The sequence below is a fragment of the Pseudoalteromonas sp. DY56-GL22 genome (assembly GCF_041414715.1).
GTDB lineage: Bacteria > Pseudomonadota > Gammaproteobacteria > Enterobacterales > Alteromonadaceae > Pseudoalteromonas > Pseudoalteromonas simplex.
Genome location: NZ_JANHZR010000007.1, coordinates 183,637 through 208,751, shown reverse-complemented (window position 1 = coordinate 208,751; position 25,115 = coordinate 183,637). Strand labels below are relative to the sequence as shown.

Here is a 25,115-nt window from a genome sequence, read left to right as displayed (position 1 = left end):
TGCTAGTTTGTCTACATAGCATTTGAGATGGCCTTAAACATGCAAAAGAATGAAGTAAAAAAAGTCGTCATTTTAGGTGGTGGTACAGCAGGTTGGTTATCTGCAGGTTTAATTGCTGCCCAGCCTCATTTAACTCACAACGCACAAATTACCCTGATTGAGTCGCCCGATATTGCCACCATTGGTGTCGGTGAAGGTACTTGGCCGACCATGCGACAAACCTTAAAAACCATCGGCATCAGCGAAAGTGAATTTATTCAACGTTGTGATGCGGCTTTTAAACAAGGCTCACGTTTTGATGGCTGGTGCGACGATGAAGGCGATGCTCATTATTATCACCCATTCAGCTTACCTGTAGCGTATCAGCAATTAAATATTGCACCTTACTGGTTTGCCAACAAAGATGCCGTGAGTTTCAGCCACGCGGTGGCAAGCCAAACCTACTTATGCGATCACCATAAAGCACCGAAAAACCACTTACATAGTGCCTATCAAGGTGAAGCAAACTATGGCTATCATTTAGATGCTGGTAAGTTTGCCATGCTGCTACAACAACACTGCACTACCAAGCTAAACGTTGAGCATATCGTCAGTCATGTTGAATGCATCAATAGTGATGAAGATGGCTATATTAGTTCATTGCAAACTCGCGATCATGGCACTATTGCGGGTGATTTATTTATTGATTGCTCTGGCACCCACGCAAAGCTGTTACATCAACATTACGGGATAGAGCTAATCGAGCAACACGATGTGTTATTTAACGATAGAGCCGTTGCCGTACAGGTGCCCTATTCAAACCCGCAGCAAGAGATCCTTTCTTATACCAAAGCCACTGCGCAAGATGCTGGTTGGATTTGGGATATCGGCTTACAAAGCCGCCGTGGTCTAGGTATGGTGTACTCAAGTCGTTTTGCCAGCAGCGAAGATGCGAAACAGGCGCTTAGCCAGTACATTGCAAAAACCCAGCCTGGTACCGCGCAAAATGAACTGACATTTCGTGAAATCAGTTTTACGCCCGGCTATAGACGCCGTTTTTGGTATAAAAACTGTTTAGCTATTGGTATGTCTGCAGGCTTTATTGAGCCACTTGAAGCCTCAGCGTTAGTCATGGTGGAGCTTGGCCTTAATAACTTACTTGCTAATTTCCCAACACATCGTGCTGCAATGCCGACACTGGCAAAACGTTTTGATGAGCAGTGCCATTATCGCTGGCAACGTATCATTGAGTTTTTAAAGCTGCATTATGTGTTGTCAAAGCGCACAAGCCTTTATTGGCAAGCTCATAAAGAGGCAAACTCAATTCCTCTGCAACTTCAAGAAAACTTAGCACTTTGGCAATATCAAAGTCCGTGGTTAAACGACTTTGACCGTGCTCAAGAGGTCTTCTCTGCAGCCAGTTACCAGTATGTACTTTATGGCATGAAGCAATTGCCACAATTTCCTGTACTTGCAATGCCAACGGCTATTATTGAGCATTTTAGTGCTAACCAACAACAAGCCAAACGCGGATTGCAACAACTACCCACTAACCGCGAGCTGTTAAATCATATTCAGCAATTTGGTATACAACCTATTTAATCTCAGTATTAGGAGGCCCAATGGCCAATCATGTCTTACTTGATAACATCAGCCATAAAGACCTAAAAGTGATCACCACACGCGGTGCTAACTGGGGCGACAATATTAGCTGCACTACCGTGTTTCCTAGTGAGTTTGCTAAAGTTCAAGCAAATCAACCTATCGTATTTCGTAAGCACCCGCAAACAGGTCAATTCGAAGCCCTCGCTTTATTTGGTTTTGAAAATGGTGAGAACTTGCTGCTAAACGAGCAAGGCGAATTGCAACTGAGTTACTTACCGCTAAGTATGCAGCGCCAGCCATTTTTAATTGGTCAACAAACTCAGTATAACAATGGTATTCCTGAGCAATCACTGGTGGTACATATCGACTTAGACAGCCCACGCATAAGCACACGTGATGGCGAAGCCATTTTCCTTGAACATGGTGGAAATAGCGAATACTTAAATCATATAGCTCAAGTACTTAACGCGTTACATCAAGAACACCAAACGATTAATCAGTTTTTTGAGCGTTTGCTTAGCGTTAATTTACTCGAAGCTTTCAGTATTGAATATGCAGATAAAAATGGCGAAAAAGTCACAGTGAGCGGCTTTTATACTATTAACCAACAGGTACTCAATGGCTTAACCGCTGAACAGCTTAAGCAGTTACAACATCAAGGTGACCTACAAGCCGTTTATATGGTGCTGGCATCAATGGAGCACATTCCTCATTTGCTTAATAAAAAATGGGCTCAGTAGTAATGTTTGCGGCTGCGCCAATAAAAGAATGCCAGGCTTCAAGCATTGCTGATCTAAAAGTGTTTTTAGCTGAGCAAACTGAACCACTGGTCATCAGAGGTCTCTGCGTTGATTGGCCCCAAGTCATGGCAGCTAAACAAAGTTCTAAAAACGCCTTAGACTACCTTTTAGGGCTTGCCAATAACGCCCCTGTACGTAGCTTTAGTAGCCAAGCAATTCATCAGGGGCGCTATTTTTATAACGCTGATTTCTCAGGGCTTAATTTCTCACAGCACGCCGATAACTTAGTTTCTGTACTGCAAAAATTAGCACGTTCACTCACACAAACCGACAGTGATTCACTGTATATGGGCTCTACTGCTGTGGAGTATTGCGCTCCGGGCTTTAGTGTTGAAAACCCATTAACAGTAACCGATTATAACTGCCTAACCAGCCTCTGGGTGGGAAATCATAGTCAGATTGCGGCTCACTATGACAACGCCGATAACCTAGCTTGTGTTGCTGCGGGTAAGCGTACGTTTACTCTGTTGCCAACGGAACAGGTCAATAACCTTTACGTGGGTCCACTCGAATTTACACCCGCAGGGCAAGCGATTAGCTTGGTTGATTTTAATAACCCCGATTTCAGCCGCTTTCCACGTTTTAAAGAGGCTGTAGCAAAGGCGCAATCGGCAACTCTTGGCCCTGGCGATGCTATTTATATTCCAGCACTTTGGTGGCATCAGGTTAGCGCAACCAGTCCGTTTAATGTGTTGGTGAACTATTGGTGGCGACAAGCCCCAGAGTATTTAGCAAACCCATTTGATGCCATGCTGCACAGTATGCTGGCAATTAAAGACTTGCCAAACGAGCATAAACAAAAATGGCAGCAACTCTTTAATCATTATGTGTTTGCTAATGATGTGGATTTAGCAAGCCACGTTGCTGAGCCTGCGCAAGGGATATTAGCCGATATCGACGAACTAACGGCCAGAAAAATAAGACAACTATTACTACAAAAACTCAACCGATAGAATGAACCAAAAGCCAGCGGATGCAACGAGTTCGGCGAAGCATCTGCAGGCTCTTGGTTCATAATTCACTGACACCAATCCGCTTAATTAAGTACTATTGCGGATTGGTCTTACCCTTTATTTGTAATGCTGATGGCTGCTTTGTTGCACAGCCTATACCTGTTTCACTATTTTTACTACATTGAAAAACACGTACGTAATCCACCAGCATTTGCTTAGGATAACCGGCAAAATCAACACTTTGTCATCTTGCCAAACTAACTGCCAGCCTTCTCCTAGGCTGACTTTGAAGGCGCTGAGGTTTGCTGACAGGCACTAAGCGCACCTGTTAGCAAAATAACAGCATACAGTTTTACTGACATGAGACTGTTGCGTCCTCGGTGTGCGCGCTCGTTACTGATAGTTTAGCAATTGATACGTGCCATGCACCTTCAGTGGCTAATTGCCAAGGCGAGAATACTTGCCCAAGCTGCACACCTTGCTCTGCAAAGCAGCTCAAATCTACGGTTAGCGTTTGCCAATCATTTGCTGCTTTAAGCTGTTTGCTAATATCAAATTGGCCGTCACAGTTTTCACCACATTGCATACCCAGCATTAGCGGCGCATCAGCAGCTTGGTCTACCTTAATTTGCATTTGCAGTTGACCCGCTTTTTCAACGTATGAACGTAAATCCGATGGGAAAGCCGCCATTAAACGAACCGAAGCCGCTTCTTTACCATTAAAGCTGATTGAGCGCGCATCTTCTTGTACGTCTTTATCAAAGGTTTTTACGCTAACAGCGTTAAGGGCTGCACGGCTACTGGTCATGGCTTGTTGCTCAGAACCACTTTGTAGTTGCAGTGACCACGGTGCTTTTACGGCACGTTCAAATAATACTAAGTCTTCTAATTTAGCGGCAACTTGTGATTTTTCGCTAAGGTCATCTGCTAATGTGTTTTTATCTTGGTAAGTTAAACCAAAGCCATATGGCAGTAGTGGCGAGTAGTCTTTATCACCACGGTTTTGGTTACCTACCGGGTTATTTGGCCACGAGAACGATAACTTACCTTTAAAGTCATGATTGATAGAACCATCTTGCTTTTTAAAGATAACATCGCTGATTGCATCACCTTCACTCCCTGGTAACCATGTTGCGACAAACGCATCACTGGCATTCAGCTCTGCATTCACCCACATTGGGCGGCCACTAATAAATAGCGACACCACAGGAATATCGGCATCTTTTAGCTTTTTAAGCAGGGCTAAATCAGTTTTATTACCGCGTTGGTATTCAAGGTTATCTAAATCACCATTACCTTCTGCATATGGCTGCTCACCGAATACAACAATCGCGACATCTGGCTTAGATTCAAATTCGCCATTCACATTGTATTGAACCTGACCTCCTGCTTGCTCAACTGTATTTTTGATGCCATCAAAAATTGAAGAACCACCCGGGAAGTCACTATTTTCGTTACCTGTACCCTGCCATGTGATTGTCCAACCACCTGACTGCATACCAATGTTATCTGCGCCCTGGCCGGCAACTAATACATTTGCATTTGCTGATAGCGGTAACAACTGTTGTTTATTTTTCAGTAGTACTAGTGATTCACGGACTGCTTGTTTTGCAACTGCGCAATGTTCTGCACTACCAATGATCTCTGTTTTACCTGAAAGCGGACGCTTGGCAGGGCTTGGCTTATCAAACAAACCTGCGCGCATTTTTACACGTAAGATACGTGTTACTGCATCATCGATACGGCTTTGTGCAATTTCGCCACTTTTAACTTGCTTAATAAGGTTTTCGTAAAGTGGTTTCCATGCATCTGTCGGTACCATGTACACATCAAGACCGGCATTTGCTGCTTGCGCACAGTTGCCATTAGTACAACCCGGAATTTGACCGTGGCCGTTCCAGTCACCAACAACAAAACCATCAAAACCCATTTTATCTTTTAGCACGTCGGTAAGTAGGTATTTACTGCCATGAATTTTTTCACCATTCCAGCTGTTGAATGACGCCATTACGGTTTGCGCCCCCGCACCTAAGCCGCCTACATAACCTTGCGCATGAATATCAAATAACTCTTGCTCAGATGCCGTGTTATTACCTTGGTCATCACCGCCTTCTGTGCCGCCATCACCTAAAAAGTGTTTAACCGTACTGATCACACGTTTATCAGATAAAAAGTCGTCATCAACCGCACCTTGCAACCCCTTAACAATGGCTGCTGAATACGCTTTTACAATTTCAGGGTCTTCAGAATAGCCTTCATAAGTTCGGCCCCAACGGTCGTCACGAACAACAGCCACAGTTGGTGCAAATACCCAGTCGATACCAGTTACCATCACTTCTTGCGCGGTAGCGGCGGCAATTTTTTCGATTAACTCAGGGTTGTTTGTTGCACCTAAACCAATGTTGTGTGGAAATAATGTCGCACCAATTACGTTATTGTGACCATGCACGGCATCGGTACCCCACATAGTCGGAATTGAGCTGCCATCGAGCGAGTCATCAATTGAGGCTTGATACATTTTTTCAGCAAGATCAATCCAATCTGCAGCGCTGGCATGTTTATCATTATTAGGGAATGCGCCACCGCCATTGAGGTAAGAACCAAAGCCGTATTTACGCATATCTTCAACGGTTATATCGCGAATTTCTGGCTGGATCATTTGCGCAATTTTTTGCTCAAGGGTCATATTTGCCAACATTTTCGCAATTTGTGCTTCCATTTCTGGATTTGCTGCAATGCCCGTTTCGATATTTGGCCAAATTTCTTGCTCAGTGCTCACGTTGGTCACCTTATCTTGTCCAGTACAACCTAGCATGCTGACGCTTGCCATCATTAACGAACAGAGAGTGAATGTTTTTTTCAATTTCATTTTTTGCACCTATGAAGTCTGAGTTGATACTTTTGAGCCAACCAGCGCAAAGTAAGTAATATATAAGTAACAGGCGATTGGTAAGAATAACGCCATTTGCACGCCAATAGAATCTGCTAATACGCCTTGTAGTAATGGAATAATCGCCCCCCCTACAATCGCTAAACATAAAATGCCTGATCCTTTTGAGGTGTATTTTCCAAGGCCGTGTAAAGCAAGGCTAAAAATGGTTGGGAACATAATCGAGTTACATAATCCCACAAGCAAAATTGCCCACATAGCAAGGCTGCCCTCACCCGTCATAGCAATCAATACTAACAATACCGCCAACAAGCCATGGCATGCCAACACCTTGCCTGCATTAAATTTCTGCATTACAACTGCACCAATAAAACGGCCAACCATGGCTCCTGCAAAGTAGTAGCTAATATAATGCGCAGCTTCATTTTCTGGTAAACCAGCAATGTTATCTAGGGTCAAAAAGCCCACCAAAAAGCTACCAATCGCCACTTCTGCGCCCACATACACAAAAATACCTACAGCACCTAAAATGAGGTGGCGGTAACGCCAAACACTGCCTAAATCAACAAAATCTTCTAAATCTTGATGTGCCGCTTCGCTATCACTTTCTTTACCTAGTTTTGGCAGTTTTAAAAATGCAAAGATAACCGCAAGTACCAACAAGCTTAACGACAACATTAAATAAGGGAGTTTCACTTCTTCTGCGGTGGCTTGACTAACCTCAGATAGAATTAACCAACCACCAAAAATTGGTGCAACCGTGGTTCCTAACGAGTTAAATGCTTGTGTCATAGTCAAACGCGAAGATGCTGTTTTTTGCGGACCAAGTACACTTACATAAGGATTGGCAGATACTTGTAAAATCGTGATGCCCGAGGCAAGGACAAACAAGGCTAGTAAAAATAATTCGTACACATGGGCAACCGCAGCTGGGTAAAACAGCGCACACCCCACGGCTGCGACCACTAAGCCAACCACGATACCAAACTGGTAGCCAATACGACTGACCAACTTTCCAGCAGGGATCGACATCACAAAATACGCACCAAAGAAGCAAAATTGAATGAGCATAGCCTGCGTATAGTTAAGTGAAAACATACCTTTTAAATAAGGGATTAAAATGTCATTCAGACAGGTTATGAATCCCCACATAAAAAATAATGTGGTCAATGATGCCAGCGCAAAGTGCTGCTTAGGCATATCTGCTTGGCTTGCAGCAGCCGACACAGGGGTTGAAACATGAGCCATAATTTTCTTCTCTAGTTAATTATATTTATCAGTTTGTTACAGCAAGGTTTAATACTTAATCACTAACAGCAAATAGCGAAATATGTTGCAACATTAAATGTAAGCGCTTACATTTATAACATATAAATCATATTTAGCAATTTATTTGCAGAAAAATTGTAAGCGCTTACAACTGAGTCTAAGCTCTAATTTACCAAGCCTTACACTTAACCCGAAGGACGAGTATCTACTGTGTATAAATCAATTTCACTGTTACCAGATTCATCTTTACTCAAGCCCGAGTTCACGTTCGGTGTGGCAACAGCTTCATTCCAGATTGAAGGGGCACGCGATAAGCGCCTTGATTGTATCTGGGATACATTTTGCGAAAAGCCTGGCGCTATTGCTGACCAAAGCCATGGCGATGTAGCTTGTGACCATGTTGCACGTTGGCAGCAAGATGTCGAGATGATTGCAGATTTGGCTGTCGATGCTTACCGCTTATCTATTTCGTGGCCAAGGGTCATGCAGCAAGATGGCTCGGTTAACGAGCAAGGTATGGCGTTTTATGTTCAGTTATTAACGGCTTTAAAAGCGCGTAACATTAAAACCTATGTCACCTTATATCACTGGGATTTACCTCAATACCTTGAAGATAATGGCGGCTGGTTAAATCGCGAAACAGCCTATAAATTTAAAGACTATGCCGAACTTGTTACTCAACATTTAGGCCATTTGGTTGATTCATTCGCCACCTTGAACGAACCATTTTGTAGCGCTTATTTAGGCTATGAAGTGGGTGTACATGCACCTGGCATAAAATCACAACAAGCTGGCCGACAAGCAGCGCACCACTTACTACTCGCCCACGGCCTTGCTATGCAAGTATTACGTAAAAACTGCCCAAGCACAGAAGCAGGTATCGTATTAAACTTCAGCCCAACGTATCCTTTAACCGAAGATGATAAAAAAGCCGCAGAACTTGCCGATCAATATCATAATCAATGGTATATCAAAGCGGTTTTAGAGGGTGCTTACCCTTCTTTACTGAATGATTTAGCAGATGAAGTTAAACCAACTATTATTGCTGGCGATATGGCGATTATTAGTCAAGCCGTCGACTTTATTGGCGTTAACTATTATACCCGCATACACTACAAAAATACCGCTGATGGCTGGTTTGAAGAAGCAAGCCTTACGGATGTTCGTGTTACCGATATGGGCTGGGAAGTTTATCCACAAGGCTTAACTGAGCTTTTAGTATCATTGCATCAGCAATATGATTTACCAAAAATGTACATTACCGAAAATGGCGCAGCCATGGCCGATACATTAGAAAATGGTGAAGTGAACGACATAGAACGCGTAGATTATTATCACACTCATTTAAATGCAGTGTGTGATGCAATTCGCCAAGGCGTCGATATTCAAGGCTACTTTGCGTGGAGCTTAATGGACAACTTTGAGTGGGCCTATGGCTACGAAAAGCGCTTTGGGTTAGTTTATATTGACTACCAAAGCCAACAACGCATTTTAAAAGAAAGCGCAAAACAATATCGCGCGCTACTCAAACAGCGATAAAAATAACAACAATCGAGAACACACATGCTGACAAAAAGAGAAAAAATAGCCTACGGATTAGGCGACACAGCAAGTAATATCATCTTTCAAACGGTGATGTTATTTTTAACTTTTTTCTATACTGATATATTTGGTATTTCACCCGCGATTGTTGGCACCTTGTTTTTGGTGGTGAGAGTCGTTGATGCCATCACCGACCCATTAATGGGAGCCTTAACCGATTCAACTCGCACTAGGTGGGGAAGCTATCGCCCCTACTTACTTTGGCTCGCTTTACCATTTGGGGTGATCAGCATGATCACCTTCACCACACCAGATCTACCTGAGTCAGGCAAAGTCATTTACGCCTTTGTCACTTACACTTTGCTGATGCTGGTGTACACCGCGATTAACATTCCTTACTCAGCGTTAGGTGGGGTATTAAGTGGCGACCCTAAAGAGCGAGTATCCATTCAATCTTATCGCTTTGTGTTTGGTATGCTGGGCGGCTTAATTGTCAGTGCCTGTACCTTGCCTTTGGTAAACTGGCTTGGCAAAGGTGATAACGCCACGGGCTACCAACTCACTATGGCCCTGATGAGCGGCTTAGGTGTGATCTTATTCTTAATTTGTTTTCGCTTTACCAAAGAGCGCGTAGCAGCGCATAACAGCTCATCGTTGAGCTGGAAAACCCGCATGAATACGCTATGGCAAAATGGCCCATTTAAAGTATTGTGCTTTGCCGCATTTATGCTGTTAACCAGTATGGTACTGCGCACCACCCTTGCCATTTACTATGTAAAATATGTGCTTGGTGAAGCCGAGCTGGTCACCTACTTTGTTACCATTGGCATGATAGGTAATATTCTGGGCTGTGCCTGTGCAAACCCTCTTAGTAAACGCGTTGATAAGAAAACCGCCTATATTCGTTTGCAATACATCTCTGCGGCAATTAGTTGCGTGGCATTTTGGTTGCCAGGCGAACAACTTGCACTTGCCTTTGCGGTGTACTTTTTGTGGTGTTTTTTCACGCAAATGGCAACTCCGTTACTGTGGGCAAAAATGGCCGACACCATAGATTATGGGCAATGGAAAACCGGTGAAAGGCTAACAGGCCTAGTCTACGCAAGCGTGGTCTTTTTTATTAAGCTTGGCCTTGCTCTTGGCGGTGCCATTGCAGGTTGGTTATTGGCATTTTATGGCTATGAAGCCAATACCGAACTCAGTGAACACACGCTCTCGGGTATCTTAATTTCATTTACCCTTTACCCAGCAATAGGTAGTATGCTTGTCGCATTTATCATGAAAAGGTATATTCTTGATAATCAAACGGTTGAGCGGATCAGTGCCGATTTATCGTTAAAAAAGCATCCATAACTTTGTTTAAAAAGGAATAACATGGCCACCATTTACGAGGTGTCGAAACTTGCAGGCGTTTCTCTTGCAACCGTTTCGCGAGTAATGAACAACAATGCAAATGTCAGTGATGCAACACGTAAAAAGGTCACTGCCGCAATGGATGAGCTTGGCTATAGACCTAACTCAATTGCTCAGTCACTGGCATCAAATTGCTCGAACAGTGTTGGTCTACTGGTCTCTGAATTACAAGGTCCGTTTTACGGGCCTATGATGAGCGGCATTGAAAATACCTTTCGTAATCAAGGCAAACACCTGATTATTGCTGCAGGTCACAGTGATGAAGAACGAGAAAAACAAGGGATTGAATTTTTAATTAGCCGTAACTGCGATGCGCTTATTTTGCATGTTGAAGCAGTCAGCGACGACTACCTAATTAAACTTAGCAAAGGCCGTACTCCGTTTGTACTAATCAACCGCTATATTAGCGAACTCAGTGACCGCTGCATTTTGCTTAATAATATTAAAGGCGGTTATCTAGCGACTAAACATGTGTTAGAACAAGGTCATAAAGACATTGCCTACATCAGTGGACCAGCTTGGAAGCAAGATGCCAAAGACCGCCTAGAAGGCCACAAACAAGCGCTGGCTGAGTTTAACCTTGAGTTTGATGAAAACCTCTTATTTCAAGGTGATTTCATGGAAGCGAGCGGTTATGAGGGGTTAAAAGCGCTTCATCAACAAACGCATCCATTCACGGCGCTTATCTGTGCTAATGATGAAATGGCAGTGGGTGCCATGGCAAGCGCACGCGATTTAGGGCTAACGTTACCTAAGCAATTGTCGATTATGGGCTACGATAACGTGTTTTTCACCCGTCACGTTTACCCACAATTAACCACCATTAATTACCCCATAAATGAAATGGGCCGCATGGCTGCTGACTGGGTGTTAAACCAAGTTTATCAAAAACAAACACCGCCGTTACAAACGCTATTTGAACCTGAACTTGTAGTCAGGCATTCAATTAGTCAGCAATAAGCTCAGATAACAAGCCAAGATTAATCGGTTTTAACAGCACTTGTTCTATATCAAGTTGTTTAATTCTTTCTGCCTCTGGTTCGGCGCCACTTACAATGACTAATTTTAAGTCGGGGTGGCGCTGTTTAATTTCTTTTGCTAAATCTAGCCCTCCACCATCAGGCAAATGCATATCGAGTAATACTTTAGCAAAATTTTGGTCGTCACTCAGTGTCTCAAGACAAGCGGCACAACTTGGCGCTATGACAGTTTCAACACCTAAGCTTTCAAGCAATAATTGGGTAATCTGTGCCGCATCACTGTCGTCTTCAACCAATAAATAACGCGTGCTTTGGTTGGTCATTTCAGGGCTGTCGTCTTGCTCAACCACAGGTGCAGTATTGCCTTCGCAAATATAATGATTAAGCACTTGGTAAAGCAACCCAGAATCAACCGGCTTGGCAATCATATCGTTAAAACCAAGCGCGCTTAACTCAGTTTTCACCCCTTTCATGGTGGCTGCAGTAAGCGCGATAATTGGCCCTTGATAACCCATTTTACGAAGTTCAATAGTGGCTTCTTTACCGCCCATAACCGGCATATGCAAATCAATAAAAACAATATCAAAAGGCTCACCCGCTTGTTCTGCACTAGCGACTTTCTCAATAGCTTGTTTACCGTGTTCTGCGTATTCCACTTCAGCACCGGTCATAGTGATCATATGACCTACTAGGTTACGTAAATCTTTTAAGTCGTCGACCACTAATACCCGACCACTGGTTTCAAGGGTGGCTAATTTTTGTTGGCAATCTGGGTTTGAATCAAAACGCAGTACTTGGCGCTCAACATCACGAATGTTGCCCGGGTAGATAGAAAGGGTAAATTCTGAGCCCACGCCTTGCGTAGACTCAAGCTCAATTGAGCCTTGCATTCGACTAAGTAGCTCAGAACAAATGGCGAGGCCAAGCCCTGCTCCACCCACATCTCGGGATTCTACATCGGCAATTTGTTCAAATGGTTTAAAGATCAAAGCTTGTTTTTCGGCTGGGATTCCAAGACCTGTGTCTTTAATACTAAAAAACAGCATTTCGCGCTCATTAACCCAAGCAGTCCAAGCACGCACTGTGATCTCGCCTTGGTTAGTAAACTTAATTGCATTGTTGATGATGTTAATTAGGATTTGGCGTAACCGCGTCGCGTCTGTGTTGACAACTAAAGGTAAGGCTTGCTGAGATTCAAATTTAAGTGTTAAGCCTTTATCGACCGCTGAGACGCGCATTAAGGTATATACGTCCGCCATTAGGCTATCTAAATTGACATCACTGCAATTGAGCTCAAGTTTATCAGCAGCAATTTTTGATAGGTCGAGCACGTCATTAAGTAAGCTCAGTAGATGCTTACCATTTCGGTAAATCACACCCAGCTCGTTTTGAGCATGCTGGTTCTTACCACTTTGCATTAGTAACTCGGTATAACCCAAGATAGATGACAGAGGCGTACGTAACTCATGGCTTAAATGCGCCAAAAAACGGTCTTTAGAACGGTTTTCTGCTTCGGCTTTTAAGCGTTCAACACGCTCATCTTCAACATCTCGTCGTGCTAACGCATAACGAATAGCGCGGGCAAAGCGGCTAGAGTTCATCTCGTTTTTAACAAGGTAATCAACCGCACCGGCATCAAGCGCTGCAGAATCGAGTGCTTCATCTGATTGTCCGGTAAGCATGATAATCGGACCGCGAAAACCATTATCAACGGCCCGTTTTAGCACTTCGAGACCATCAGAGGCACCTAAACGATAATCTAACAAACAAATATCATGCTTGTTTTCGCTCAGCACACTGATGGCCTGTTCAGGGCAACTTAACCACTCAACATCGAATGTATGGGAACCTAATTGCTCTAGGTAGTCGCAAGTAAGAATATAATCGTCTTCGTCGTCTTCTACTAAGAGTAATCGGGTTACCTTATCTAACATTGTTATTCCTTATAGCAATTTGCTTAATAAAATATTATCGCAAGTTGGAATTAATCGTTCTGTGGTGTTGGCAGCTCTACAAACTCTACCCAGTATTTCCCTAATGTTTGCATTAACTCGACTAAACCTTCAAAAGTAACTGGCTTAGTAATGTATGATGCAGCCCCTAAGTCGTAGCCTTTAACCATATCTTCTTCTTGTTTTGATGTAGTTAAAATCACCACCGGAATACCCTTCAAGTTAGGGTTAGCTTTGATTGCTTGTAAAGCTTCTCGGCCGTCCATACGCGGCATATTCAAATCGAGTAAAATCAAGCCCGGGCGCGGTGAGCTTTCTTTTTCACTAAATTTGCCTTTACGCTCAAGGTATTCAAGCAGTTCTACACCGTCTTCAACAAAAAACAACTCGTTTAATACACGGCTTTCGGCCAATGCATCTTGGGTTAATAAACGATCATCTTCGTCGTCATCAGCCATTAAAATGGTTATTGGTTTAACTTTATTAAGTGGCATTACGCCTCTCCTTGTAGTGTGAAAAGCGATGTTTCCACGGGTAATTTAAGAGTGAAGCTTGCACCCTCACCAACGTGACTACTTGCTGTTATTTCTCCGCCATGGCGCTCCACAATACGGCGACAAACCGATAGTCCTATGCCTGTGCCTTTGTATTGCGAACGGCCATGTAACCGCTGGAACGGAACAAATATTTTTTCTAGGTATTCTTCTGAAAAGCCAATTCCGTTATCTGAAATTGTAATAACTTCCCACTCTACATCAGTGTGATGAACTTCGCTAAATTCTGAAATTCGCTGATATGCAATATCAATGACAGGCGCAACATTCTCACGTCTAAACTTTACTGCATTCGACAGAATGTTTAAGAACAACTGTAGCATTTGACTCGGGTCTGCTTGAATATGCGGTAAGGTATCGAGGTTAACCGTGGTCTCAGATTCTTTTATTGCGATTTCAAGATCATCAAGTACCTCTGCAACGACTTCATTCAAATCTGTATCAACAAAGTCCTTACCACGAGTGGTTACGCGTGAGAATTCAAGTAGGTCATTGATTAAATTAGACATACGCTGAGCGGCATTTTTCATACGATTAATATAATCAACCCCTTTTTCGCCGAGCTCATCTTTAAACATCTTTTCAAGGCGGTCACTGAAGGCTTGAATCTTACGCAGTGGTTCTTGTAAATCATGACTTGCAACAAAGGCAAAGTCTTCAAGCTCTCTATTTGAGCGACTTAGCTCATCTGAATAGATGGTTAACTCTTGCGTACGTTCTGCAACCTTTGCCGCCAAGTTTTCGTTTTGTTTTTCAAGGTCAGCTCGGTACTTAGCTTGATTGCGTATGTTGATACGGGTTAACACAAACATACCAATAAGCAGTAAAGCACTTGTCACTGCAGTAATCGCAAATGTTAACTTCGCTTCGTTTTTAATTTGTGAGAGCTTTGCAAACTGCTCTATTTTAAAATTAAGCTCACGCATTTGAATTTCATCAACTCCAGCGCGAATATCTTTATATAAATCACGACCTTGGTCTGTTAATAACAAGCGGCGAGCTTTCACGTCTTTATTTGCAAGAGCCAGATCGGTGGTTTTAGTCATCACTGCGACTTTATCGTTTACTAAATGAATTAAACGAGCAATGCGGTCTGCTTGACCGGGAATTTCTGAATGCAAGCTTTTCACAAGCATGATCTGCGCTTGCATTGAAGCGATAGCATCATTGTAAGGCAGTAAATAATCTTCTCGGTCACTAAGAAGATAACCTCGCTGACCTGACTCAGCCTGTACTACAGACAAATGTAGCCGCTCTATTGCAGTATTAAGTGAGTTAGTATTATCAAGACTACTTTGTGTTTCTGTTAGAGAGCGAATGCTATTGAGGGCTAAAAAAGCATTCGCCACCACGATACACAGCACCACGGCAATAAAGCCAGCCCAACTGACCGCTATTTTTCCTTTTTGTTTTTGCATTTGCTTCCCAATCAATGAGTGCTCAATCTGCTGCGTGAGTGTCACTTATTTCTTGTAAGTGTTCACTGCACTGCTGACAGTTGGTAATTATTTTATCTAATGCCTCGAGCGCTTTTTGCTTAGGCATATCATTTTCTAATACGAGCTTAACTAACTCTGCATTCATCGAAATACGGTTTAGCGGTGCACGAGCATCGTGCACCATTTTTCGTAAAGACTCGTTGTTACTCATAGCTATCCTTAGTTATTTGTATTCGCCAATGCCCCCATAAGCATTTAGACGGTTATAAAGTGTTTTCGTACTGATCCCCAGCATTTGCGCAGCAATCGTCTTATTACCTTGTACTTTATCTAAAGTCGCGTGGATCAATTCTTTTTCAACTTCTTCAATGGTTTGCCCTGCAACAACTTGGTTTGCTTGGCTCTCTTTATTCACTTTAGAAAACGGTGATTCTAACGAATCAGGTAAAGTAATAACGGAGCCTTTAGGGTCACTCATGATAAAGGCACGGTGTATAGCATGGCGAAGTTCACGCACGTTACCAGGCCAATCATGTGCCTCAAGTTCTTTGATTTGCGCTGCTTGCCATTTAAAGTCGGTGCCGTTTTCATCATTAAGCTGCTCTAAAAAAGCATTGGCAAGCAATGGAATATCTTCTTTGCGCTCACGAAGCGGTGGAATATCAATAGGGAATACCGCTAAACGAAAGTAAATGTCTTCACGAATAACATTATTTTGCGCAAGGTCGGTCAAGGTGCGGTTGGTTGCAGAAATAACGCGGCAATTTACCGCTTGCTCTTTGGTTCCACCCACTCGAGTTACTTTTTTACTTTCGAGTACACGTAGTAAGTTTGGCTGCATATCAATGGGCATTTCTGTCACTTCATCTAAAAACAAAGTACCACCAGCAGCTTGCTCAAACACTCCCTCTTTACGTGCAATAGCGCCTGTAAATGCGCCCTTTTCATGGCCGAAAAGTTCGCTACCAATCAGCTCTTTAGAAAATGCACCACAGTTAGTTGCTACTAAAGGGCCATCACACTCAGTGGCGTTGTGAATTGCCTGAGCAACCACTTCTTTACCAGCACCACTTTCACCCATCAACATTACATTGGCAGAAGTTGCTGCAACACGCTCAATCATAGTGTAAAGCTTTTGCATCACCTCAGATTCACCAATTAAGGTGCCAAAGTGGCGCTTTATAGCTGGCGTTGCTTTTTTCTTAGGGCTTGCTTTTTTCGGGTTGAGTACCCGTTCTATATCTTCTCGTTGTAGTGGTTTGACTAGGTGACCAACATTAGGCTCACACATTTCAGCCAACTTACCCTTTACTGAAGGGTGCCCTGAAATTAACGTAACACGAGGCGATTGACCGATTGCTTTTAAGTGCTCAAGCAAATGTAGACCGCTGCCATCTGGCAACATAAAATCTAAAAAAACATGGTCAAACGTGTTGTTTTCAAACCATTGCTCAGCTTCAGCAAGGTTCGCTGCGGTATTTATATTGTGCCCGAGGAACTCAACAATGTGACAAACTACATCACTAAACTCACTGTCATCATCAACTAAAAGTACGTTTAACATATTTATTCCATAAGCTTTTTTAATCATTCTACGCTTAGTTCCAATAAAAATAAAATAAAGCGCGTTAGATACTAATTGAATTCAAATTACGACCATATTACTGCATTTAGTTCCACTTTAGGGTAAAAAGTGAGAAAAATACTAGAAACGGGTTATTATTGCCTACTCAAAATTAAGCTGAGCTGTACTTATTTTAAGTTATTAAGTTGTAATCATATGAAGTTATTAAGAAAAGTTATTCACCCAAGTTTAGGAAACGACTACGGCACTGTATTTATTCGTAACACTGCCCGCGCCATTGTTTTAAAAGGTGAACAAATACTACTTTTATACACCGCTCGTTATGATGACTACAGTTTACCGGGTGGCGGGGTTGATAAAGGCGAAAGTATTGAGCAAGGGCTCCTGCGAGAACTTCATGAAGAAACAGGCGCACAACAAATTCAAATAAAGCATTCACTAGGCTTATACGAAGAAATCAGACCTTGGTACAAAGACGACTTTGACTGTGTTCATATCAAATCTTATTGCTACTTTTGTGAAATAAGCGATGAATTTGCTGACCCAAAAATGGAGCACTACGAAGTGCAAAATGGCATGCAACCTAAGTGGGTGAATATATTTGATGCCATCGCACACAACGAAACCACCATGGCAATGAGTGAAAAACAGGGCTTATCGATTCAGCGCGAGACCTTTTTATTAAAGCTGATTGCTGACACTCTTTAAGTTTTTTACATTACTTTACGCAACCCTCAGCCATTGGGGCAGTCTATACTTATAATTAAAGCCAATTATGAGAGTCAACCATGAGTAAAGTAGCTGCCCTTTCTAAGCCAACCATCCTTTTACATTGGACCGTTGCCATTTTGTTTATCGGCGTATTTGCGATGGGCATTTATGTTGCTGATTTTGCTGAGCCACCCGCTAAATTTACTTATATGGGATGGCATAAATCAATGGGCTTAGTAGTATTAGTTTTTGCCATCGCAAGGCTTATTTGGCGCATAAAAGAAGGCGCATTACCTGCAACATCTGACATGCCTAAATGGCAAACCGTAATTGCTCACCTCACTCATGGCTTATTATTACTTGCGACCCTAGCTATGCCGTTATCTGGATTTATCATGAGCTATGCGGGCGGTCGTGCAATTAGCTTCTTTGAGTTTGAGCTATTGAGCGCACCAGAAAAAACACCTTGGCTTGCAGATGCAGGCAGCTTTGTGCACCACAGTTCTGTGCTCATTATCGTGGTGATTTTAGCCTTACACGTTGCTGCTGCACTTAAACACCAGTTTGTTGACAAAGATGGCATGCTGAGCCGCATGCTAGGTAAGTCTTAAATAAAATTTAAGCGGGCTTAGGGTTAGCATAAAAGCGCCATAAGCCCACTAAATTACTTATTAAAAACACTATTTCCATTACCACTGCTAGTGGTGAAAACGCTAATAAATTGTGAACTATCCAGCACACAGTGCCGACAATCATCAACAGGCGTAAGGTAAAATCTTTGCCTTGGAATGAAGCATAGGTTTGCATTAACGTTGCTGCCAGTGCGATAAAGCTAACCCAGCTATGCAATGTTAATAGTACTGCGCTAATACTCAAAAGCATAAACGCTATCATCACCCAAGTTTTGCGCGCAAAAATACAATAGCCATAACGTAGTGCTGCAATCAACATTAAGCTTGCAGCACTGAAATTATCAAGCAGCATAAAATGCACTGATGTCAGTAATACCGAGCTAAACAAACAAGCTAAAATAGTTTGTCTTTGTTTAAACTGAAAAGAAGCCAAATCGAGTAATGTGGCAATGGCAACTAAGCACTGAGATAAAATAAACATAACGACTCCTGAAAAATCAGCAGTGTAATGTTCACTGTTTTGCTGCGCCTTAACTTAAGTTAAGACGTCGTCTAATTCGCGATAAAGAAATCGCTGAAATCCCTAAATACATAGCAACATCGTTTAAGCTTAATTGCTCAAGCCAGTGCGGTTTTTGATCTAATAAATATTGATAACGTTGCTCTGGCGTATTGAGTAATAAAAACGCTTCTTTTGCTTCTTTAAACAATAATTGCTGACTAATTAATTGATGTTTAATTGCTTGCCAGTCAGTACTATCAAATAAAACCAAAGGCACCTTAATAAGCTCAGCATCACGTATTACTTTGAGTTGATAGAGCGCAGGGGTTTTAGTCAACCAGTTCCCATAAAGCAGTGCAAACTCATCTTGAAAGTAAAACTCTTTACACTTTTGTGTGCCTTGCGATGATGCATGTAATGCACCAAGCACCCCTGATATAATTAAGTAACCCGCATCTTGCTCATCGCCTTGCTGTAATAAAGTATCACCTTTAGCGTACCGCTTTATAGCGCATTGCCCTGCAAGTTTGTTACGAAATTTACAAGCTAACTGATGGTAACTATCACCGAGCGGGAGTAACTGGGTATCTGTCAAGATTGCCAACCTTGCATTAGTAGTTCAGTAATTTGCTGAGCATTAATACCTTCTCTAACAATAAAGCGCTCACCACACCAAAGTGGTGAAAAACCACTATCGCCTTTGGCTTCAGCTTTTGCGCGTAATGCGGTCATCGCAATCGACGCATACGGAAAAGGCGGCGCTTGCTCTGGCATAGCTCCTAACTCTTGCATGACTCGATTGCTAATACCTCGTGCTGGACGACCAGAGAATAAGGTCGTCAATTCAGTTGAGTCTGGCGCAACTGTTTTTAATACTTCACGATGTAAAGCACTTGTTGTCGCTTCTTCACAAAGTAAGTAAGCGCTCCCCACCTGCACTGCTGCGACACCTAATGCTTGGTATTGGGCGACATCTTCTGCCGTGCAAATTCCACCTGCTGCAATAACAGGTATATCAAGCTCTACACATTCTCGCACTAATTGCGCAGTGGTTGGTTGCAGCGATAAATCCATTGATAAAAAATGGCCGCGGTGGCCGCCAGCTTCAATCCCTTGTGCAATAACCGCATCGGCTCCATTTGCTTGTAACCAACGCGCTTCATCTAACGTTGTGGCTGATGAAAGAACCGTTCCGCCCCACGCTTTTATTTGAGAAACAATCTCTCTACTTGGTAGACCAAAATGAAAGCTTACAACGGCAGGCGTGTAAGGCGCGATAATATCTATTATTTGTTGATTAATTGGCTGGCGCGAAGCATTACGGGTAAATTGTGAGACATCGACAGCAAACTCATCAAAATAAGGTGTAAGCAGATTATGCCAAGCCGTTTGCTGAGCCAGGGTATAGTCGGGTGTTTGATGACAAAAAAAGTTAAGATTGTAAGGCTTATCAGTATGCTGGCTAAGATAATCAAGTTCTGATTTTAGCAGCTCTGCTGAGAGCATAGCGCAAGGTAAAGAGCCAAGCCCTCCAGCTTCACACACAGCGACTGCCAGTTTGGCATTTTGCACACCCGCCATCGGCGCTTGAATAATCGCAAGTTCAGTTTTTAACACAGAATTTGTCATTACATATTCCTTGTAAGTTTTTCAACCTAATGCAGTTTTTACAAAGTTTAAGCTTCTCAAAGGCTAACTGAAAAATAAAAGTCTTCTAAAACAATAAGCTATAAAAAGCAAAAAATAGGTATTAGCTTTGCAGACTAGCTCCTACAACTTTGTAAGGAGATAATGATGACTGATACTGTTACTACAATCAATCCAACTAATGAACAAACGATCAAGACTTATAACTTATTGTCACTGCAACAAGCACAGAGTGAAGTTGACCAATGTCATCAAGCATTTTTAAAATGGCGCACTACATCCCATGAGCACCGCGCAAAATTACTTAATAAACTTGCACAAGTAATTGATTCTAATCAACAAGAATTAGCCCAACTAATGACCGATGAAATGGGTAAGATTTACCAACAGGGCCTTCAGGAGGTTGAGCTTTGTGCAGCAATTTGTCGTTATACCGCTGAGCAGGGACCAAAAGTGCTTGGCGATGAAAAGCGAGATATGCAAGACGGACATGCAATTATTAGTTACCAACCAATTGGTGTAATACTTGGTATTCAACCATGGAACTTCCCGCTATATCAAGTCATTCGCTATGCTTGCGCGAATGTTATGGCAGGTAACACCACAGTGCTAAAACATGCTGGTAATGTATTTGGCATGGCCGAAAAGATTGAACAGTTATTTAAACTGGCTGGTTTTGACGATTATTGCTTTAAGAACTTACTTATTGACGGTAAAACCGCAAGCGAACTAATAGATCACTCAGCGATTCGTGGTGTAACCTTTACTGGCAGCGATGGCACAGGCAAAAAAGTCGCAGAGCGAGCAGCTAAACAGGTTAAGAAAACCGTGCTCGAATTAGGCAGTAACGATGCATACATCGTACTTGATGACGCTGATTTAAATACGGCGATTACCGCATGTACGCAAGGTCGTTTGATAAACAACGGACAAACCTGTGTTGCGGCAAAACGCTTTATTGTGGTTGATGCTTTATATGATGATTTTAAAGCTCTAATCAAAGAGCAATTTGAGCAAGTTGTACTTGGCGATCCGAACGATGAAAAAACCACGCTTGGACCAATGGCTCGTAAAGATCTGCGCGATCAGCTTCATCAGCAAGTCACTGAATCTGTAAATGCAGGTGCTACTATTATCACGGGCGGTAAAGTTGCTGAACACACCGGCTTTTATTACACCCCGACCTTGCTTGAAAATATCAAACCGGGCATGCCCGCTTATGACGATGAATTATTTGGCCCTGTGGCATCACTTATTCGAGCCAAAGATAACGCTGAGGCAATGCAAATTGCTAATGATTCACGCTATGGTCTTGGCGGCGGTATTTTCTCAAAAGATGAACAAGCAGCCATTGAGCTTGCAAAGCTTCACTTTGACACCGGTATGGTAAATATCAATGGTTATGGTCTTGCGCAACCGAACTTACCATTTGGTGGTGTAAAAGACAGTGGCTATGGCCGTGAACATGGCGGTTTTGGACTACGAGAATTTGTTAATATCAAAACCATTATGGTCAACGACTAATCACTATTAAGGGCTCATTAGAGCCCTTTTTTATATCTGATTGTGCCGTCCTTAATAAGGTTATCGTTTTTCAAACATTGGCACTTGTTGCTTCGAGGCTGCTGGCATTTTTAACTCATCCACTGCTTTTTCTTTATCAATCTGCTCTTGTTGTTTTTGGTTGTCAGAATCGGGGTTATAAACAAGCTCTGTAAGAAGTGCAAAATGGTCTGAGCCATACTTTGCCAAACGCTCAATACGCTTAACACTAAACTCATTACTATGAAAAAGATGATCAAGTGGCCAGCGCATAAAGAAATAACTGGCATGAAAGGTATTAAAAAAGCCGCGGCCTTTACGTGGGTCTAACAAGCCACTAATACGCATAAACAAACGGGTACTTCGCGACCAAGCAACATCATTTAGATCTCCTGCAACAATACAAGGTCGCAGTCTGTTTTTAAGTGCTTTTGCTAAGATAATTAGTTCAGTATCACGCGGCCGTGAGCTGTCTTCTTCCGTGGGGCTCGGAGGTGCAGGATGAATAAAATGCCCTTGAACTTCTACGCCATCTGCATCTTCAAACAAAATATGGATTGAGGGGATATCGCTTTCTATAAGCTCACAAACTTGCTGTTGTTTAATTTTAAACTTGCTGTACAAGTGCATACCATAACGATTATCTTTTGGGCAGTACACTCGATACGGGTATTCTTGCTCTAAACTGCTCAGTTCATTCTGCCAAGTTTGATCAGACTCTAACGTAATGAGTAAGTCTGGTTGGTGCGTGTTAACTAAAGCAATGAGTTTGTCATATTCAGTGTTCGACATCAGTACATTTGCCGACATAATGCGAATACTGTGCTTATCGGTTTTATTGCTTGAAGCAACTTCTTTATTAGCGAGCCTTGTGTAAGGGTAAATCCAGCCAACTTGTAAAAGCAACACGACGATACTCGCCAGAGCACAACCAATATAAGGCGCGGAGCCCGTGCGACTGATTAAATAGCTTGCAGCAATTAAACTCGCACAAGCAAGGTAAACCACTTGCAAGCGTACAAAGTCACAACTGCGAATTAAATAATGTTGGGAATATGAAAATGGCAAGATTGAGACCACTAGCAGCATGGCCAATAGTGAACCCAATCCATAAGTCATGATCGATTCAAGCAAAACTAGCGGCTCAGAATAGAAATAATTTCTCGGGTGTCTTCCACTAAACGCACGACAGTATCGTCAACTTGAATTGAGATTAGACCATCTCTATCTCGAGATTTAATCACTTTACCGCGGCGGTAAATATCACGGTCAAGAATATCGCCTTTACGTAATTTCTTCTGCCAACCGGGTGGTAAATCGCCACCATTATCAAGTTTCTTTTCAAGGCCAGGTGGTAGACTTTTATCTTTGCCCTTATCCTTGTCTTTATCTTTTGCAAGTGCGCCAGCCGTCACTAGGCTTAAACCTATCACTGCAACTGTTAACAATGCTTTCATGCGAGTGCTCCTTCTATGAGTCCCAATTAAGCGTAGCAAGTTTTTCTGAACTGGGTATGAAACCAGCTAAAAAAAGCCGCTAAGCAGCTTTTGACAGGATTAACGATGGCGAGTAACGATTGATAAAATCTCTCGCGTATCGTGTACTAGATGAATAAGGCGGTCATCGATTTCGATGGCAATAATGCCATTTCGGTCGCGACGTTTAATCACTCGCCCATGACGATATATATCACGGTCAAGAATATCACCATGGCGATAACGCTCATACCAACCTGGTGGTAAGCCACCACCATACCCTACTTTTTTGTATAAACCGGGTGGTAAGTCACGGTAGCTGTAATGATCGTATCTATCGTAACGATCATGTCTGTCATGATGATGGTGATGTTTGTGGTGTTTTTTATGTTTTTTATGCTTTTTACGTTCGTGCTTATGTTCGTATCTATCGTGGTCACGATCATGTTTCGCGTTTGCTTCCATAGGTATCAAACTCAAACCTAAAACAGCAACTGAGATAGTAATTAATTTATTCATAATAGAGACCCTCAACGTTTGCTCTTGATAAAAAGCCTAACGTTTTAGCCTGAATCATAGATGAAGGGTTACAATTTAAAAACGCAACTGTTTACATATCAACACATTAGAAAGCTAATCTTTACATTTCTTTAAACTTCTTTGGCACTATTTACGAAAAATCGAGTCTGAGTTACAGTTTCGTTTGAGGCGTTTGTCGTTATATTTGCAACATAAACAAAGGCTTCCTCACAACATAATAAGGATAATTTATGAATGTTCTAAAATGGTGTTTGGTCATTAGTATTACTGCACTAACGGGCTGTAGTGCCATGATGAGCCAATATGGCAATCAAAAAACGCAATCAAGTTCATTGGTTGAGTACCTTTACCCAGACCAACAAGATAGAGCTGCACACCAAGCAACGATTCCAACTTTGAACTTACCAGCCACGGTAGGGATTGCCTTTATTCCTAACAAGTACAATGATGGCTTGCATCATGGTGATGAAGTCGCACTGCTAAATAAAGTTAAAAAGCAGTTTATGCAATATGACTACATAGACCGTATTGAAGTGATCCCAAGTACTTATTTAAAAGGCAGCGAAGGATTTACCGCATTAGAACAAGTATCACGATTATATGATGTGGATATTATGGCGCTTGTTTCATACGACCAAGTGTCGCAAAGCTTAGAAAATAACGCTGCATTTTTATATCTAACGATTGTTGGTTTATATGTGATTCCGGGCAATGAGAACTCAGTACAAACCTTTGTAGATACTGCCGTATTTGACGTGAAAAGCCGAAAAATGCTGTTTCGCGCGCCAGGTATACATAAAGCAGAGCAACGCAGCACAGCGATTGGCATCGATGAAGTTGCTAAAGAGCAATCGCTGGCAAGCTTTAATGGCGCTGTTGATGACATGATCACAAATCTAGATACTGAATTGGCGCAATTTAAAACCCGCGTAAAAGAAGAAAAAGTAGCTAATGTCACGCACAGAAATGGCAGTAGCGGCAGTAGCTTATTTTGGTTAGTGGCAGTACTGGCAGGTTTTGCCGTACATCGCCGTATTGCATAACAGACAAAGTTATTAAGCGCGAAAGCTTTTACCCATCCTAAAAAGCAGTTACCCTTTGGTTT

General features: G+C 42.4%; 23 protein-coding genes. 10 read left to right on the top strand and 13 right to left on the bottom strand.

The features are described from left to right. Nucleotides 1–39 precede the first annotated feature (39 nt). The 3 genes from NO991_RS16045 to NO991_RS16035 are packed head-to-tail and all read left to right on the top strand — an operon-like array spanning nucleotide 40 to nucleotide 3,337. Nucleotides 40–1,581 carry a tryptophan halogenase family protein gene (locus NO991_RS16045; RefSeq protein ID WP_371352180.1) on the top strand — a complete coding sequence of 514 codons (1,542 nt, stop codon included), beginning with the start codon at nucleotides 40–42 and terminating at the stop codon, nucleotides 1,579–1,581. A gap of 20 nt (nucleotides 1,582–1,601) precedes the next feature. Then, nucleotides 1,602–2,324: a SapC family protein gene (locus NO991_RS16040; protein ID WP_371352179.1), complete on the top strand. Its 723-nt coding sequence runs from the start codon at nucleotides 1,602–1,604 to the stop codon at nucleotides 2,322–2,324. A 2-nt stretch (nucleotides 2,325–2,326) separates the two neighbouring features. Then, nucleotides 2,327–3,337, top strand: a complete 1,011-nt coding sequence (locus NO991_RS16035) for a cupin-like domain-containing protein (protein WP_371352178.1) — start codon at nucleotides 2,327–2,329, stop codon at nucleotides 3,335–3,337. Nucleotides 3,338–3,689: 352 nt separating this feature from the next. Here the strand turns inward: NO991_RS16035 and NO991_RS16030 are convergent, their stop codons facing one another. Further along, nucleotides 3,690–6,167 (bottom strand): exo 1,3/1,4-beta-D-glucan glucohydrolase, encoded by a 2,478-nt coding sequence (locus NO991_RS16030; RefSeq protein ID WP_371352196.1) that lies wholly within the window; start codon nucleotides 6,165–6,167, stop codon nucleotides 3,690–3,692. A gap of 48 nt (nucleotides 6,168–6,215) precedes the next feature. After that, nucleotides 6,216–7,475: a sugar MFS transporter gene (locus NO991_RS16025; RefSeq protein ID WP_235377151.1), complete on the bottom strand. Its 1,260-nt coding sequence runs from the start codon at nucleotides 7,473–7,475 to the stop codon at nucleotides 6,216–6,218. A 231-nt stretch (nucleotides 7,476–7,706) separates the two neighbouring features. On the opposite strand from NO991_RS16025, the gene NO991_RS16020 reads away from it, so the two are divergent. From NO991_RS16020 to NO991_RS16010, 3 genes are read left to right on the top strand one after another with little or no spacing between them, the layout of a single operon-like run. Beyond that, on the top strand, nucleotides 7,707–9,035 hold the full coding sequence (locus NO991_RS16020; RefSeq protein WP_166338155.1) for a GH1 family beta-glucosidase: 1,329 nt from the start codon (nucleotides 7,707–7,709) through the stop codon (nucleotides 9,033–9,035). Between the two features lie 24 nt (nucleotides 9,036–9,059). Continuing rightward, nucleotides 9,060–10,391, top strand: coding sequence for a glycoside-pentoside-hexuronide (GPH):cation symporter (locus NO991_RS16015; protein ID WP_209327364.1), 1,332 nt, complete (start codon nucleotides 9,060–9,062; stop codon nucleotides 10,389–10,391). A gap of 21 nt (nucleotides 10,392–10,412) precedes the next feature. Beyond that, a complete protein-coding gene (locus NO991_RS16010) occupies nucleotides 10,413–11,411 on the top strand; it encodes a LacI family DNA-binding transcriptional regulator (RefSeq protein ID WP_138600360.1) in 999 nt (332 codons plus the stop codon). Here the strand turns inward: NO991_RS16010 and NO991_RS16005 are convergent. Genes NO991_RS16005 through NO991_RS15985 form a run of 5 tightly spaced genes read right to left on the bottom strand, consistent with a single transcriptional unit; the run spans nucleotide 11,398 to nucleotide 16,940 of the window. Continuing rightward, nucleotides 11,398–13,365, bottom strand: a complete 1,968-nt coding sequence (locus NO991_RS16005; RefSeq protein WP_294407259.1) for a response regulator — start codon at nucleotides 13,363–13,365, stop codon at nucleotides 11,398–11,400. The two genes, NO991_RS16010 and NO991_RS16005, sit on opposite strands and share 14 nt — an antisense overlap. A 50-nt stretch (nucleotides 13,366–13,415) precedes the next feature. Then, nucleotides 13,416–13,877 (bottom strand): response regulator, encoded by a 462-nt coding sequence (locus tag NO991_RS16000; RefSeq protein ID WP_054552609.1) that lies wholly within the window; start codon nucleotides 13,875–13,877, stop codon nucleotides 13,416–13,418. Continuing rightward, nucleotides 13,877–15,355, bottom strand: a complete 1,479-nt coding sequence (locus NO991_RS15995) for an ATP-binding protein (protein WP_138600356.1) — start codon at nucleotides 15,353–15,355, stop codon at nucleotides 13,877–13,879. Before NO991_RS15995 ends, NO991_RS16000 begins: the two co-directional genes overlap by 1 nt. 22 nt (nucleotides 15,356–15,377) lie before the next feature. After that, the gene (locus NO991_RS15990) at nucleotides 15,378–15,587 is read right to left on the bottom strand and encodes a histidine kinase (RefSeq protein WP_054552611.1); all 210 of its coding nucleotides are present in this window, start codon (nucleotides 15,585–15,587) and stop codon (nucleotides 15,378–15,380) included. Nucleotides 15,588–15,599: 12 nt separating this feature from the next. Continuing rightward, a complete protein-coding gene (locus tag NO991_RS15985; protein ID WP_054552612.1) occupies nucleotides 15,600–16,940 on the bottom strand; it encodes a sigma-54 dependent transcriptional regulator in 1,341 nt (446 codons plus the stop codon). 216 nt (nucleotides 16,941–17,156) lie between these two features. Here NO991_RS15985 and NO991_RS15980 point away from each other — a divergent pair, with 216 nt between their 5' ends. Then, the gene (locus NO991_RS15980) at nucleotides 17,157–17,669 is read left to right on the top strand and encodes an NUDIX hydrolase (protein ID WP_054552613.1); all 513 of its coding nucleotides are present in this window, start codon (nucleotides 17,157–17,159) and stop codon (nucleotides 17,667–17,669) included. A gap of 80 nt (nucleotides 17,670–17,749) precedes the next feature. Then, nucleotides 17,750–18,283 (top strand): cytochrome b, encoded by a 534-nt coding sequence (locus NO991_RS15975; protein ID WP_054552614.1) that lies wholly within the window; start codon nucleotides 17,750–17,752, stop codon nucleotides 18,281–18,283. A 7-nt stretch (nucleotides 18,284–18,290) separates the two neighbouring features. Here the strand turns inward: NO991_RS15975 and NO991_RS15970 are convergent, their stop codons facing one another. The 3 genes from NO991_RS15970 to NO991_RS15960 are packed head-to-tail and all read right to left on the bottom strand — an operon-like array spanning nucleotide 18,291 to nucleotide 20,435. Continuing rightward, nucleotides 18,291–18,785 carry a YgjV family protein gene (locus tag NO991_RS15970; protein WP_371352177.1) on the bottom strand — a complete coding sequence of 165 codons (495 nt, stop codon included), beginning with the start codon at nucleotides 18,783–18,785 and terminating at the stop codon, nucleotides 18,291–18,293. Between the two features lie 49 nt (nucleotides 18,786–18,834). After that, complete coding sequence (locus NO991_RS15965; RefSeq protein WP_371352176.1) at nucleotides 18,835–19,401, bottom strand: Crp/Fnr family transcriptional regulator; 567 nt, start codon at nucleotides 19,399–19,401, stop codon at nucleotides 18,835–18,837. Then, on the bottom strand, nucleotides 19,398–20,435 hold the full coding sequence (locus NO991_RS15960; RefSeq protein WP_166338161.1) for a nitronate monooxygenase family protein: 1,038 nt from the start codon (nucleotides 20,433–20,435) through the stop codon (nucleotides 19,398–19,400). The genes NO991_RS15965 and NO991_RS15960 overlap by 4 nt, the downstream gene beginning before the upstream one ends. Before the next feature lie 165 nt (nucleotides 20,436–20,600). On the opposite strand from NO991_RS15960, the gene NO991_RS15955 reads away from it, so the two are divergent. Beyond that, a complete protein-coding gene (locus NO991_RS15955; protein ID WP_166338163.1) occupies nucleotides 20,601–21,977 on the top strand; it encodes an NAD-dependent succinate-semialdehyde dehydrogenase in 1,377 nt (458 codons plus the stop codon). Between the two features lie 60 nt (nucleotides 21,978–22,037). Here NO991_RS15955 and NO991_RS15950 read toward each other — a convergent pair whose 3' ends face one another. From NO991_RS15950 to NO991_RS15940, 3 genes are all read right to left on the bottom strand, one after another. Continuing rightward, a complete protein-coding gene (locus tag NO991_RS15950) occupies nucleotides 22,038–23,114 on the bottom strand; it encodes an endonuclease/exonuclease/phosphatase family protein (protein ID WP_300362618.1) in 1,077 nt (358 codons plus the stop codon). 17 nt (nucleotides 23,115–23,131) lie between these two features. Further along, nucleotides 23,132–23,452: a hypothetical protein gene (locus NO991_RS15945; RefSeq protein WP_054552620.1), complete on the bottom strand. Its 321-nt coding sequence runs from the start codon at nucleotides 23,450–23,452 to the stop codon at nucleotides 23,132–23,134. 99 nt (nucleotides 23,453–23,551) lie between these two features. Continuing rightward, the gene (locus NO991_RS15940; RefSeq protein WP_294407214.1) at nucleotides 23,552–23,989 is read right to left on the bottom strand and encodes a hypothetical protein; all 438 of its coding nucleotides are present in this window, start codon (nucleotides 23,987–23,989) and stop codon (nucleotides 23,552–23,554) included. A 251-nt stretch (nucleotides 23,990–24,240) separates the two neighbouring features. On the opposite strand from NO991_RS15940, the gene rhlP reads away from it, so the two are divergent. Beyond that, entirely contained in the window at nucleotides 24,241–25,053 is an 813-nt protein-coding gene (rhlP, locus tag NO991_RS15935) for a rhombotarget lipoprotein (RefSeq protein ID WP_294407210.1), read from the top strand. Nucleotides 25,054–25,115 lie beyond the last annotated feature (62 nt).